Below are 15,560 nucleotides of genomic sequence, written 5' to 3' on the forward strand. Positions count from 1 at the left end.
CGTTGGGTGAGTAAAATTTATGAATCTTTGAAAGAAGTTTCATTGCATTGCTCATTACCGCTTCTACAAACTATTCGACAGTGGCTTGATACTAACAAAGTAATTTTGAAGAATTTGTTTATAAATAAATAGTGAATGAACCAATTAGTAAACAAACTATATAAACTGGGTATTCGAATAGAAGCTAAAAATGGAGAATTGCAAATAAAAGCACCCAAAAACACGCTAACTCCAGCCCTAATTCAAGAAATAAAACAGCAAAAAGAAGATTTGATAGCTGTTTTAGGAAACCCTGAAATGGAAATTCCGAAAGCTCCTGTTCAAGAATATTATCCATTAACTGCTGCTCAAAAACGAATATGGATTTTAAGCCAATTTGAAGGAGGAAGCACAGCATATAATATTTTTGGAGCGTTTGAAATGGAAGGGCAATTACATCTGGAAGCATTGCAAAAAGCTTCCGAATTTCTCATAGCACGTCATGAAAGTCTTCGAACAAAATTTATTCAAAAAGATGGAGATATTTGGCAAAAAATTCTACCCGTTGCTGATATCAATTTTTCAATAGAGATACTCCCAGAAACTTTAGATGCAACAAATATAATAGCGAAATTCTACCATACAGAATTCGATCTAGCACAAGCACCATTACTCAAAGCACAAGTAATTCCTGTATCACCTACCAAACATATTTTGGTATTTGCCATTCATCATATTATTGGCGATGGTTGGTCTATGGAAATTTTCTCTGGAGAACTCATCAAAAGTTACAACGACATTCACCAAAATCTTGAGGTTACTTTGCCTGAATTAATCATTCAATATAAAGATTATGCATATTGGATGGAAAGTGAACCAATGCAGGAAAAGCTTAACAAACAAGAAACATATTGGCTTTCTGAATTTTCAGGTGAACTTCCCAAAATGACACTGCCAACATACCAACCACGTCCTGCTATAAATGGGTATAAAGGCGATGTTATACACAACAGATTTCCTCTTGCTTGGAGTGAAACTGTTAAAAAAACTGCCGAAAAAGAAGAAGCAACCCTATTTATGATGTTGATGGCTGGGATCAATGGTATTTTGTATCGCTACGCTGGAAACTCTGATATTATTTTAGGTGTTCCCACTTCTGGTAGAGGTCATTCAGCAGTGAAAAATCAAATAGGATTGTACCTAAATACGCTTGCAATTAGAACAGAACTCAATACAGAAATGAGTCTTCGTGAACTGATCAAATTACAAAAGCAAAAACTGATTGATGCTTATACAAACGAAATGTATCCGTTTGATCAATTGGTTGAAAAATTAAAGTTAGAAAGAGATGCTTCTCGTACCGCTTTATTTGATGTGATGGTTGTTTTGCAAAACCAACAAAGCATGACGTTGCAACAGTCAAAATCATTTGAAGGAATTACCATACATCCATACAATGCCGTTACGCCAAAAGTGAGTTTGTTTGATATGACGTTTTCATTCTCTGAATACAACGGTCATATAGAACTGGCGTTGGAGTACAATACTGATCTTTACGAAGAAACATTTGTACAACAATTAATTCAACATTTTGAAAACCTATTGGCAGATGGCATCAAAAATCTGGAAACTTCGGTAGATACCTTGCAAATACTTTCTGAAAGTGAACAACAAAGTTTGCTGACAAATACTGTTACAGAATTAGCGTATGATCATTCGCAGACAATCACAAATATATTTGAAGCTTCCGTTGAAAAACATCCTGATCATACCGCATTACTAGTTGATGATACTACTTTTACCTATGCAGAAATAAATGCAGAAGCCAATCAGTTTGCACAATATTTGGTAGCAACATTCAACATAAAAAAAGGAGACTTTGTAGGTGTAAAACTTGAACGAAACTCACAATTACCTATAGCCATCATAGCAGTTATGAAACTAGGCGCAACGTATGTTCCTATAGATCCTGCATATCCGGAAGAAAGAATACACTACATACAAAACGATAGCAAGTGTACTTGTGTCATAGATCAAAAAATATACGAGGACTTCTTACCAAAGCAAGACACATATTCGAGTGAAAATCTACAAATCAAAATTGATCCTGCATCGGTTGCATATATCATTTATACATCTGGAACCACAGGAAAGCCAAAAGGTGTACTGATTACGCATAAAAATGCTGTGGCAATGTTAGCTTGGGCAAAAGAAGAATTCAATACAACCAATTTTGACATTGTATATGCAGTTACCTCACATTGCTTCGATTTATCTATCTATGAATTATTCTTTCCATTATCAGTAGGAAAAACAATTCGTTTATTGCCAAATGCATTAGCCATCTTAGATACTGTAGCAAATGATACAAATATTCTTATAAACACAGTGCCTTCAAGCATGCGATCACTGTTGGAAAGTACTATAAATTTAGAGAATGTACGCATGATCAATTTGGCTGGAGAAGCATTTCCTATAGATATCGCACAAAAATTACAAAAAACAACCATAGAAGTACGGAACTTATATGGGCCATCGGAAGACACAACCTACAGTACAGCATACAAACTTGAGGCAACAAAATCATACAAAAACGGCATTCCTATTGGAAAACCTATTGCCAATACAAGCGCTTATGTTTTAGACAAAAACTTGCAATTAGTACCAACAGGTGTGGTAGGTCGTTTATACTTAGCGGGCGATGGTGTTGCAAAAGGATATTTGGGGAAAGATGCTGTGACACAAGAAAAATTCATAGAAAATCCATTTAAAAAAGGAACGCTCATGTATGATACTGGCGATGTAGCTTCTTGGCAACAAAATGGGAACATTACATTCTTGGGAAGAGAAGACAATCAAGTGAAAATTAGAGGATATCGTATTGAGTTAGAAGAAATAGAAATGGCAATTCGCGCATCTTCCGCGCATCTTTCAGAAGTTGTTGTATTGGTTAAAAAATACCAACAGCACGATGCATTAGTGGCATACTTTACAGCAAAAGAAGCCGTAGATAATAACACTATAAAAAACTATCTCAGCGAAAAATTACCAAGTTATATGATTCCGAATCATATAGAAGTATTGGATAAAATTCCTTTAACACCAAACGGAAAAGTAGATCGAAAAGCACTAGAAAAATTAAAAATTTCGATACAATCCAACATAGAATATGTAGCTCCAAAAAATGAAATAGAAGAAGCACTTGCCAAAATATGGAAAGAAGTATTAGGAGTTGAAAAAGTAGGAGTGACCAATAACTTTTTTGAATTAGGAGGACATAGTTTATTGGCAATAACGCTCATAAATGAAATCAACAAAAAATTTGATAAAACAAACTTTCACATAAGAAACCTCTTCAAGAATAGTACTATTGAAAGTATGGCAGCATTAATTGCAATTACAGAACGAAAAAGTATGACAGATGATTTAGACGATGAAGACATAGAAAACTTTGTAATTTAAGAAGTACGAAAAGTCATGACTACAATTTCACTAGAAAGTTAGTTAATCAAATATTCCTCAAAATATCTATAAAAAGATACAGATATAACAATGCTTTCTTCTAAAGCAAAAAGCATTTCAATTAGGAGCTAGACTAGCAAAATCCTACGCAAACTCTTATGAAACAGCATTAGGTCATTAGTTGGTGGCACAAAACGAATGTATTAATACATAAAAACGAGCTTAGCATTCATCAACTTGCCACCAGAAGTTATGTTTTGTATATTACAAGCAAAATTGGTTTGCTATACAGTAAAATATTCATAAACATAACTTCAATACATGATCGGACTTCTTTCTTTTATCGGCTTTACAGCGCTAGTAGCTATCATTTCGTACGTTGCAACACGTTCTACAGATGAAACCACTTCGGATGGTTATTTTTTAGGAGGAAGAAGCCTTACGGGAATTGTCATTGCAGGATCATTACTACTAACGAATCTTTCCACAGAGCAAATCGTAGGCTTGAACGGTTCTGCATACGAAGAAGGAATTTTAGTCATGGCGTGGGAAACCTTAGCAGCGATTGCCATGGTCATCACCGCGATTTTTCTGTTACCACGATACTTAAAAGGTGGCATTGCTACGATTCCCACATTTTTAGAACGACGGTATGATAAAACCACCAAAGCACTTACTTCCGGACTGTTCTTAACAGGATATGTTGTGGTATTGTTGCCAGTTGTTCTGTATTCAGGAGCGTTGGCGATTAACAGTATGTTTGACATTCCCGAACTTTTGGGCGTTTCTAAAACGCTTGCCTTATGGATTTCTGTATTTGCGATTGGAATAGTAGGTTCCATCTATGCGATTTTTGGAGGATTAAAAGCCGTTGCGGTTTCCGACACGATCAATGCTGTTGGTTTGCTCATTGGTGGTTTACTGATTCCATACTTTGGCTTAAAAGAAATTGGAGGAGGAAGTGTCACGGAAGGAATCTCCACACTCTTCCACGAAAATCCTGAAAAGTTTAATGCGATTGGCGATAGTGGATCTACCATTCCGTTTGCTACTATTTTTACAGGAATGATGCTGGTACAATTGTTTTATTGGGGAACCAATCAAGCAATCATTCAACGAGCATTGGGCGCCAAAAACTTAAAAGAAGGACAAAAAGGATTGCTATTTGCTTCGTTCATAAAAATATTAGGTCCCTTGATTGTGGTAGTTCCTGGAATCATTGCCTATCACTTATTTCAAGGAAACTTGGCAAATTCAGATGAAGCCTATCCACAATTAGTGTCAGAAGTATTGCCAGCATCGTTGGTAGGTTTCTTTGCGGCGGTTTTATTTGGAGCTATTTTAAGTTCGTTTAATAGTGCGCTCAACAGTTCTGTCACCTTATTTGGTGTGGATATTTACAAGGAATTCATCAAAAAGGACGCTACCGAACGACAAACAGTAAAAGCAGGAAAATATTTTGGAGTGTTATTAGCTTTACTCGCTATGTGTGTTGCACCGTTTATTGCAAATGCTTCAGATGGTTTGTTCGGTTATTTACAAGAAGTGAATGGTTGTTATAGCATTCCAATTTTGACAATTATTATTGTGGGATATTTGACAAAGTACGTTCCTGCAAAAGCCGCCAATATTGCCATTGTGTTAGGTGTTGTTTTATATGTAATAAGTCAGTTTGTATTACAACCGTATTTTGGCAAAGAAAACTATCCACACTTTTTACACGTCATGGCAATTTTATTTGTGATAAATATTCTCATCATGTTGCTCATTGGAAAACTATCTCCAAGAGCAGTAGCGTACGAACAAAAATTCACACAAGAAGTAGACATCACTCCGTGGAAATTAGCCAAACCTATTGGAATCATTGTCATCGTGATCGTGATTGGGACGTTTGTGTTTTTCTCATAACAAAAGTCTAGTCATTCAATCTTAAAAAAATCAAACAACTAGACTGTGATTTTGTGGTTGCGATATTTCATTCATAAAGCAACCAATTTTTAGATAAAAAGCTAAGAAAATTATTGAACTTTAATCACTTTCTTAGGGTTTTTTGGAGTTTCTTCATTTTTCTGAAGATGCAACTTTAAAATACCGTTTTCGTATGTAGCTTTCACTTCCTGATTGGTATTTACCGTTGTTGGAAGTTGTAAGGATCTTTTAAAAGAATTATAACTAAACTCTTTTCGAGAGTAGTTTTCCTCTTTTTCTTCATGCGTTTTCTCTTTTTCGCCACTAACATTCAAAATGTTGTTATCAAGGGTGACTTCAAAATCTTCTTTCGTAAAACCTGGTGCAGCAAATTCAACTTCAAAGTCTGCTTCATGTTCTTTAATATTCATGGCTGGCATGAGCTCGTCTTCTGCAAAAAAATCATCTGAAAAGAAGTCGCTAGTATCAAAAAAGCTTCGCAATCCTGTATTTCCCCAAGGAAATAGTCTGTTTCTGTTATTATATTTAATGAGGGACATAATGAAATAATTTTAGGTTATACTTTAATTTTTACAACATAAAATTACAAATGAACTTAGTTTTATACAATGATTTTCGTCAGTTATGACGCTTTTTTTGAAGATTTTGGAGCGAAAATTCAACTAATAATTCTCCCATCACCCATTTCAATAATACGATCGGTTTTACGAGCAAAATCTTCATCGTGTGTCACAATGAGAAGCGATAATTTTTCTTCGTCAGACAAACGCCTAAAAATGTTAAACACATTGTCTGCATTATTGCTATCCAAGTTTCCTGTAGGTTCGTCGCCCATAATAATAGAAGGATTGTTAATCAACGCTCTGGCAATGGCAACACGCTGTTTTTCTCCACCAGAAATTCGAGAAGCTTTCTTATTGGCTAAATGTTCAATATTGAGCATTTTCAACTTTTGAATAGCATCGTGTTCAATTTCTTGTAATGATTTTTCTGCAAGTTTCTTAGCGGGCAACATCACGTTTTCCATTACAGAAAATTCAGAAAGTAAATAGTGAAATTGAAATACAAAACCAATGTGCTTATTCCGCAAAAATGACAAATGATCTTTAGGTTGTCCTGTGATAAGTTCGTTGTTCAAATACAATTCGCCATCGTAATCGGTATCCATTGTGGAAAGTATATATAATAACGTAGATTTTCCACAACCTGATTTCCCCATAATAGAGGTAAATTCTCCTTCTGTAATCTGAAAATTAATGTCTTTCAATACATGAAATAACACTGGTTTTCTAAAGTACTTATTGATATTTTTTGCTTGTAAAACTACACTCATCACTGGCCTCTTATAATTCGTACGGGATCAATATTTTTTGCTTTCTTAGACGGTAAATACCCTGCTAAAAATGTAGATAGCATGGCAAAAGTAAATCCTATGATAAAAAACATCGGATTCATATTTATCGGATACGTGGCTACGGTTGGCAAAGCCTCAGTTTCAAAAGGAATCGTTCCAATGAGTTTTGCCAAGCCAAACCCAATAATCAATCCTAAAACTCCACCCACAAGTCCAATAATCATTGCCTGACTCATAAAAATGCGTTGCACATCTTTTCCTGAAAATCCAACGGCTTTTAAAATGGCGATATCGTTCATCTTTTCATAAATTAACATGTTGAGAATATTGTAAATTCCAAATCCTGCCACAATCAACAAAGTGATAGAAACGGCATAGGTAATAAGGTTTCTAATGGTCGTTCCTGTTTCAAATTGTGCGTTTGCCGTTTTAATATCAATTGCGGTCAAATTGAACTGTTGTGCAATTTGTTGCGCCAACGGCACCGACTTTTCAATATCATGCAACTTTACATTGATATCTGTAATATAATTGTTCGATTTCCCCAAAATTCGCTGTACAGTTTTCAAATTGGCAAAACTCTGTATCGCATCCAAATCTGCAATTCCACTTTGGTAAAACCCGACTATTTTCAGTGGAAAAGTTCCACCATTCACAGGACGTATTTGCACGCGATCGCCAATGTTGAGCGACATTTTTTTGGCAATGCCGATGCCTAATAAAATGCCATTATCAGTTTGATCCAACGCTTCCGCAGAACCTTCTACAATATAATCGTCCATATTAAAAAAAGTCACTTCATCTATGGGTTGAATTCCTGTCAAATTTCCACCCAATTCAATAGAACCCGCAATGTAAAATATTTGGGTTTTTAGCTGTGGCAATGCGCCGCGCACATCTTCACTTTTTTCCAAATACTGAATAATTGGTAATGCATTGTGAATTTTTAGTTGACTTTGCTTGGGCTTAATAGAATGAACGATATGAAAACTATTTTGAAGCTCTTTGTAATAGGCAATAGGTTGTTTTTCAGAAGGTTCTATCTCGTTGTAAATATGTACATGTGGTGTCTGATTCAGGATCAAACTATCCAACATTGTATTCAATCCTGTCATAAAACAGACCAAGGTAATGTAAGAACCAATTCCAAAAGTAACACCAAGTGCCGCCGTACTTGTTTGCTTTATTTTTGTCAGCAAATGTGTTTTGGCAATATTCAATATAACATTCCAGTTTGTCATTGTGCAGGCTTATAAATAAAGGTTTCGCTCGTCAATCCAGAAGTCACTTCTACATATTCCATATTTTGCAATCCTGTCGTAATATTGATGATTCCTTCGTCAGTTTCTACTTTGTTATTTTCGATCAAATATACTTTCGGAATCGTCAATACATCTTTCTTTTGAGAAATTACAATATTTGCTTCGCCCGAAAGTCCAGGGAAAAGTACATCTGGCATGTCGTCAAAAACCGCTTCTACGGTAAACGTTTGATTACTTTCATCTTTTTTGGGATAAATTTTAGAAATGTTGGCTTTAAAAACAATTCCGTCATACGCATCCAAATGCACCAGCACTTCTTGGTCTTTTTTAATTTTTACAATATCAACTTCATCTACCAGCAATTCAATCACAAAATTGGTGGCACTTCCAATACTCGCTAAAGATTCCATAGTGTTTACAATTTCGCCAGGCTCTTTATAAAGTGCATATACTTTGCCTTTTATTTTGCTTTTTACGGTGTAATCGTCCGTGGTAATCAACGAAGATTCGTAAGTGTTTTTTGCTTGTTTTACCGCAGTTTGCAATTCGTTTTGCGTGCTGAGGTATCTATTTTTCAGGCGTTTCAATTCGTTTGAAGACAATTGGTATTGCAGCTTTTTACTATCAAATTCTATCTTAGAACCAATATTTTGATCCCAAAGTTTCTTTTGGCGTACATAATTGATAGAATCGTTTTTGTATTTTAGGAAAGCCGCTTCAATTTCATCTTGAATACTGCTTAAAAGTGCCGCACTTCCGTTGTAATTTTCTTTTGCAAGTTCTAATGAAAATTTTGCATTTTGTGTATTGAGTTTGGAAGTATTATTTATGATTTGAATGATGGATTGTTCCGCCGAAACCAATTCGCCTTCTTCTACCAAATTCGCATCTAAAATTCCACCCACAATCGCGTAAGCTTGATACAAACTGTCTGGCTGAATGGTCGCAGAAGCGTATACAGATTCTACTAAAGTTTGTTCGGTTGGAAGGATTTTTTCTTTTTTCGAACAGGAAATGATCATAAAAAATATACTTATCAAATAAAATATCCGCATCGTTTTAAAATTAAATATTAGTATTCGTTTATATATGATTCAATTCGTAGTGGCTTGAAGTTTTGAAACTTTAGGAATCGAAAAAGGTATACCTCAAAAGTAGTGCGTTAGCTACACTTGTAAAATGATATATATCAGTAAACGTTTCTTTTTACATACGAAGTTTTACGATCATATTTCCGTTTGCTATGTTCATACTTTAATTATACATAAAAAACCATCCTAATTTTTATAGGATGGTTTCATAGATATTGTGTTTCTGTATAGACAGGAATCTATTTTTATTTTACAATAATTCTTCCTGTTATAGGTTCTAGGCTTGTTGATTCTAATCGGTAAATATATAGTCCAGAACGTAGATTGCTCACATTTGTTTTGATTGTATGTTCGCCTTTTTCTAAATTTCCTTTATGAATCACATTCATTTGTTTTCCTGTAGTGATATCATACATGGCTAACTTATAGAAGCCTGTTTCTGCAATATACATTTCAAAATTCAGTTCACCATTGGTTGGGTTTGGATAGGGTGGTAATACATTGGTATCGTATTCAACTTCTGTAATTGTTTCCTCTACGATCTCTTCTTCATCAGGTTCTATAAATTGTATATTATCTGAAGAAATTTGACGCTCATTGGGAACAACACAAATAGGATCGTTAACTCTAGGTTTCTTTCTAACATTTGTGAATACGATCGAGTAATCATCTGCATCAGGAGCGATCACTGAGAAAGGTCTTTTGTTTACATCTGAATAGGGAACAATCACGATTGAATTGTTTGCTTCAATAACACTATTTTCAGTTTCAGCAACAATAAGCATTCCGCCAATTTCCATTAATGCAGGTGCTTTTAAGTTCAGTTTTGATAGATTGCATAAAAAAGAGCTTTTATTAGCATCTGAAAGTTTTTTAAGTACAGATGCATCATCGTACACCCAAAAACTCATTAGTGAAGAGTTTGAGGGTTCGTCTTCTATATCTAAATCCGCATCATTTATGCTTGTAAAAATTCCGAAAAAGCCCAAAGCCAAAGAAATATCCAAGTTAGAAAACACCTGATAATTAATGATAGAATAAAAAGTTTTGGATGTGCGACCGGTTAAATCCTTAGGAAAATATTCTGAAATAATTGCGGGACCATTTTCATCCACAATAAAAAGGACAATATTGTTTTTTGTACTGGCATCAATACTAATAAGTGATTGCGATAGTTCGCTTTTATCAATATAATTTACTCCATTTTGATCAAAACTATTTACATTATTGTCAATAAAATAATCCATTAGTTTCGCATGATTTGACACTTCATCTAAAATTTGATAAGTGCCATCAAATGGAAATCTGATATATCCGTTTGTTCTATTCTGTGGTTCTATATATTTTGTGAGTTTGGTGTACGATACTTCTATGATTACATCGTTAATACCTGAATTTTGTAATACTGTTTTAATAATATTTATCTGATTTTCTGCTTGTTGTTTAATGTCAGATACCTTTGAAGCAACACTAGCTGTATACATAATTGATAGCTTAATTGTTTTTTCATTACCAAATGCTTTTCCGCTTAATAAAAATCCAACGACACACAGTAAAAAAGTGAGTTTTATTTTTTTCATAATTTTAATTTTTTAGTTGAACGTACAATCAATAAATACATCACTTTCCGTATCACCGTTGTTTATTTGAAACTTCTTTATATCATTTTCATGTTTTACTTTAATTTTGAAGTACTTATCCGAAGTATTTAGAATATTGAAGTTTACATTTTGTAATACATTATTTGGACTTACATACGAGTTTTTCCAATTATTAAGTTCATTAAGTCGGTTAAGTGTTTGTCCGTGATAGGTTTTATTATTTTCTAAATGCGTAAAATAGAAATTGGAAATTCCACTTGTATGATATGCTGCTTCTATAGCTTGCGGTAAAGGATGCCCATGATTTCCTCTTGCATTTGTAGAGATAATTCCGTAGCTACTATCAAACCACAAATTACTACTCATAGCTCCATGATGTGGAAGTAATGCTACACAAACTTGTGCATACCCACCTCCATTATTGTGATCATCTATTAATTCCCCAAGCTCATATAACCATTTATTGGGATAAGCGATGTAGTATTTATCGTAAAACATCCCTAAGCCTGTAATTAATTTTTGCGCATCAGTTTCTTGTTCTAAATCTTCTAAGGCTAACGGTGCTTGCACAGGCAATCCAGCTTTATCCATTTCTGTAACATTTAGTCTGCGAATACCCGATGCAGATCCTGTAGATGGTGTAGATATATTTAATGAAAGGTTTTGTGCCAATTGTCCACTTCCAGAATCCCAGTTTTCAGGAATCCTTTTTGTTGGATTTGCTAGATTAGGCCAATAAAAGGCATTCGTACGTCCAATATTATCATTTTTCCCAGCTCCTTGGATGTCTCCTTGTACTAAAAATGTAAAATCTCCCCAAACAATTAGTGCGACACCAGACCTGTTATTTTTTACTAGATTGTCAGGTCTAGTGGAACCACTTCGTAACGTTCCATTGACTGCCAGTGTGATGAGCTTAATTTCTTCACCATCTCCACTAAGACTTATTTCAGTATCGTTTTTCCATTGCAAAAAAGTCAATGTGTTGTTATTTGTATACGTGTTAATTTTGTTATTTAAACTTGATGGAACTGGATTTTGATTATCTCCTTTTATACTATATACGTTTAATTTATTATTTACAGCATCTTCAGGTACAATACTAAATCCATACGAGTTATTTATTTTACATCTTCTGTCTAAAAGGCCATCATTAGGAGAAAGCCCGCCGTAATGATCTCGATCGTAGTGCGTAATAAAAATATTGTCTAAAACAGAATCTGCATTGTCAATGATGGTTTTTGCAATTAATTTTCCGTCATCTTTCTTTCTTCCTGCATCAATGAGTGTAGAACTTAGAACTTCATCGGTTTCAATATTTTTAACAACAATCAAGGTGGCATTGCCTTCAGATACTTTTATTTGATAGATTTCTAAGTTTAAATCTGATTCATCAAGCTCTTCACTCGATCCCAAAGCTCTTGGACCTTTTAGCTCCATTTCAGCTATATGTACATTCCTAATGTAAGCTGCGGGTTTTCCAGTTATTTTAAGTCTGTAGTTTGTAAAAGGTCCTCCAAATGCATCTGGGTTTTCAATAGGAAAACTTTTGGTATCACCAGGTACATCAAATAGTGCGGTGTTGTCAGTACGTTGATATAAAGTTACCCAGCTAGTATCATCTTCAGGCGCATTGGTAGCTTGAAAAGAAAATTTACCTGGATCATTTCTTCGTTCATTTCTAATACTTCCTTTAAGGACTAAGGTATTGACTCTTTTAGCGGTATTGTAACTAAATTGAACATAGGTCGGAGTGACTTCTGTTGGATTCGTGCCGCTACTCCAAAATGTATTGATGTTATCATCATAAAGGTTTTCAACAGTGAACCCTATAGTTTCGTTACTCGCACTGACATTGTCAGGAGCCAAAACAACATCTGACTGTGCTTGTGTATTTTGAAAGTTGCATATAATTGCAATTAAAATACAACACATATTTCTTATGTAACTAATTGTTTTCATGTGTATACGTATTTAGGATTATTGCTTTTTTAATACTAATACTTCTAATTTTTGTAAGCGATCTTCTTGTGCTTTCAATTGTTGGGCTAATTTTTCAATTTGCTTTTCTTGATCAATTGTGTAGAGTGTCAATTCTTCTACTTTTTCAAGTAAAGTAGCGTTCATTTTCATAAGATCAATTCCATTAGTAGCCACTTCTTTTGCAGAAGGTACCGCAGGTAAGTGTTTATGTGCAGCAATAAATTCTTCCACTTCAGTTAATGACAGTAATTCATAATCGGATGCAAAAACATAATCAGGCCAACTTTCAAAAGCTTTAGGGTCAGCACTGATGGCAATTCTATTAGCAACTAAATCATAATGAAAGTTTGAACGATGGTATACGTTCAGCGTAGGTATTTTTGTAAGATCTGTCACAATTACCTCATTACCATCATCATCTAGTTCTGTTATTTCTCCTTCTTTTCCGATGTTTACGTTTTTACTAAATATATTTAGATCATATTTATTTTCATCTTCAGTACCAATATTTACATTATGTTTTAGATCCGATTGGCCTACAACTTCAAAATTTGCATGGCCGTTATATGCGCTAAATTTGTCAGATGTATTATTATGCCCTACACTTACAATAGGAGTACTAGCTTTCGTGTCAACTTTTAGGACCCAAGAAATATTTGTATGATCGTCAATATCTTCTCCAGAAATAGCAGTACCTGCATTATCTTTTCGTACAAAAAATCTACCATGAACATTAAAAAGAGCTCCATCTTTTGAATTTCCAACATCTACTTTTCTATTTGCAGAAGCAACATCTACTTCAAAAATTGGTCCTTCCAATATATTTGCGGCAGAACTTCGATCTTCTACTTTGAATTGTCCTGAAAAAATTGCTTCCGAGTGTACATTAAGCTTAGTATTTGCAAAATCCAATCCACCAAATACATCGCTTACTATTGAAGAACCAGGGAAGTCGCTACTTAAATTCCCTCCGATATTAACATCACCAATTAAATGCGTTCCTAAGACACTATCACCTTCTCCTGTTAATGGATTTCCAATTACATAAGTGCCTAAAAGAGCCCCACCACCTTCTGCTGAAATTGTTCCTAAAAAATTGGTTTCTCCAAGAAAACTAGCTGCTCCTTCTACTCCAAATGCACCATTTACATTAAAATAGCTAGTATCGTGAAACTTTGTGTTTTTTACTGAATCATGATCTAAATCTCCTCCTAGTATTTGACCATCAATAGATACTGTCCCTTGAACTTCTAAAGAATGTTCTTCGGAGCCATTTAAAAACTGTGGATTGATAGATACAGGTTTATTAAACTCTGTATTATTTCCATGCAAAAATATATTAGGCTTCGTAAGATTACTCCCAGAATTTAGCGTAAGTCCTTCAAAATCATAAATTTTTGCATAATTTGTTTCGGCAGGGTCATCAGCAGTTACTGCGGATGTGGTATTATCTATTTGTAAATTCCCAATATTTACTTTTCCTAAATTATAAGATATATCTTTTGTGATTGGATCTTTATCCCACACAGCACTTTGTATGATATCATCAGTGATATAGCTTTCTAGGTTTTGAAAATTAGGTGTTTCTTCAGTACCTACATTAAATATAATATCTTCAGCTTTTAGTGCTCCTTTCAGTGTAGCGCCACCGTCAGAATGTAATATGAGGTTTTCTCGTAATGCTGTTACATTATCCTCTAGTCCTCCAGCAAAAACTAAATCAGCTTTATTTCCGGTTGTTTTTTTTCTAAACATATTCCAAGTATACCAATTCCCACTATTTTGAAAAGCAATTCCTTGTTCTTGATTATTGCCTAGTGTATTGCCGCGATCAACAGTTTGAAACGTTAGCGCAGCATTATTACCATGGGTAATTATTTTTGTACCTGCACTCGTAATTTTTCCATTGACATCTAGCTCTGATCTAGGATTTTCAAGAGTACCAATTCCTATTCCTACATTGCCACTAATTTTTGTATTTGTTTCTGAGAACAGTACTTTTTGAGTGTCTTCAACATAAATATTAACAAGTTTTCCTTCAATGGAAGTTGTACCCGAATCATATTGTGAAATCATATCATATCCGCCATCAGCAGATTCGTTTGTGATAAATGTTTTTGTAATACTACCTGCACCAGACACTGGTGAAGGAACATTTCTCCTTCCTAATCTTAATCCTCCAAAAGAACCATTTCCAGAAACTTCTAATTCTCCAGTAATTGTTAAATTATGAGATTCAACAGTGTTTCCAATGGTTACATCTTTTGGAAAACTTGTTTTATCTCCATCTAAAATTATATTTGCATCAGTTGAACTATCACTCTCACCTGCATTAGAAGCTAAATATATTTTATTTTCAAAATCACTGATAAATGTAATCTGTGTTCCTGTAGATAGTGTTCTTGGACTTATACTCAAGTCACCAAATTTTCCAGATTTTAAGACTGTTAGTTCTCCAAATTCAGTTAACGTTAATGGAAGTTTATCAAATCTATTAAAATAACTATCGTTGTGATTAGTACTATCCCAGAATCCAATTTGAAAAAGCCCACTACTTTTTGCTGTTAGCATCCAATCTGTATGTCTTGTATTGTCATACGTTTGTAGTCTAAGTGAAGCATCGTTAGTGTTATCTTCAGAGTCTTTGTTAACAACATATATATCAGCATTAGTACCAGTTGAAGATCCACTCACTGTTCCACTCTGTGCATTCATTAAAAATGCACCTCCAATAAAGAATAGAAGTAACAAGGATATCTTTGTCTTAAATCTTTTTTTTGCTGTTGTACGTTGCTGTACGTATGAAAAATTTGTGACCATGTTTTAAAAGTTTTATTGAGGTTAATATTTTTTTGAACAAACATAAGAGCATCAATTGGGTTATGTGTAGACAAAAACA

General features: G+C 34.3%; 9 protein-coding genes. 2 read left to right on the forward strand and 7 right to left on the reverse strand.

Annotated features, from left to right (window positions below):
* The first annotated feature begins 135 nt into the window (after window positions 1-135).
* Together KORDIASMS9_RS14470 and KORDIASMS9_RS14475 are read left to right on the forward strand one after the other, a co-directional pair.
* The gene (locus tag KORDIASMS9_RS14470) at window positions 136-3,441 is read left to right on the forward strand and encodes a non-ribosomal peptide synthetase (RefSeq protein WP_114903526.1); all 3,306 of its coding nucleotides are present in this window, start codon (window positions 136-138) and stop codon (window positions 3,439-3,441) included.
* A gap of 321 nt (window positions 3,442-3,762) precedes the next feature.
* Window positions 3,763-5,349 carry a solute:sodium symporter family transporter gene (locus KORDIASMS9_RS14475; RefSeq protein ID WP_114903527.1) on the forward strand — a complete coding sequence of 529 codons (1,587 nt, stop codon included), beginning with the start codon at window positions 3,763-3,765 and terminating at the stop codon, window positions 5,347-5,349.
* A gap of 110 nt (window positions 5,350-5,459) precedes the next feature.
* Here KORDIASMS9_RS14475 and KORDIASMS9_RS14480 read toward each other — a convergent pair whose 3' ends face one another.
* From KORDIASMS9_RS14480 to KORDIASMS9_RS14510, 7 genes are all read right to left on the reverse strand, one after another.
* Window positions 5,460-5,909 carry an Hsp20/alpha crystallin family protein gene (locus KORDIASMS9_RS14480; protein ID WP_114903528.1) on the reverse strand — a complete coding sequence of 150 codons (450 nt, stop codon included), beginning with the start codon at window positions 5,907-5,909 and terminating at the stop codon, window positions 5,460-5,462.
* A 119-nt stretch (window positions 5,910-6,028) separates the two neighbouring features.
* On the reverse strand, window positions 6,029-6,703 hold the full coding sequence (locus KORDIASMS9_RS14485) for an ABC transporter ATP-binding protein (RefSeq protein WP_114903529.1): 675 nt from the start codon (window positions 6,701-6,703) through the stop codon (window positions 6,029-6,031).
* Entirely contained in the window at window positions 6,703-7,965 is a 1,263-nt protein-coding gene (locus KORDIASMS9_RS14490) for an ABC transporter permease (RefSeq protein ID WP_114903530.1), read from the reverse strand. Before KORDIASMS9_RS14490 ends, KORDIASMS9_RS14485 begins: the two co-directional genes overlap by 1 nt.
* A complete protein-coding gene (locus KORDIASMS9_RS14495; protein ID WP_240321055.1) occupies window positions 7,962-9,008 on the reverse strand; it encodes an efflux RND transporter periplasmic adaptor subunit in 1,047 nt (348 codons plus the stop codon). The genes KORDIASMS9_RS14490 and KORDIASMS9_RS14495 overlap by 4 nt, the downstream gene beginning before the upstream one ends.
* Before the next feature lie 314 nt (window positions 9,009-9,322).
* On the reverse strand, window positions 9,323-10,657 hold the full coding sequence (locus KORDIASMS9_RS14500; protein WP_114903532.1) for a T9SS type A sorting domain-containing protein: 1,335 nt from the start codon (window positions 10,655-10,657) through the stop codon (window positions 9,323-9,325).
* Window positions 10,658-10,669: 12 nt separating this feature from the next.
* Window positions 10,670-12,640 carry a hypothetical protein gene (locus tag KORDIASMS9_RS14505; protein WP_114903533.1) on the reverse strand — a complete coding sequence of 657 codons (1,971 nt, stop codon included), beginning with the start codon at window positions 12,638-12,640 and terminating at the stop codon, window positions 10,670-10,672.
* A gap of 18 nt (window positions 12,641-12,658) precedes the next feature.
* Window positions 12,659-15,481 (reverse strand): hypothetical protein, encoded by a 2,823-nt coding sequence (locus KORDIASMS9_RS14510; protein ID WP_162819973.1) that lies wholly within the window; start codon window positions 15,479-15,481, stop codon window positions 12,659-12,661.
* Window positions 15,482-15,560 lie beyond the last annotated feature (79 nt).

Origin of the sequence: Kordia sp. SMS9, assembly GCF_003352465.1 — a bacterium.
Lineage (GTDB): Bacteria > Bacteroidota > Bacteroidia > Flavobacteriales > Flavobacteriaceae > Kordia.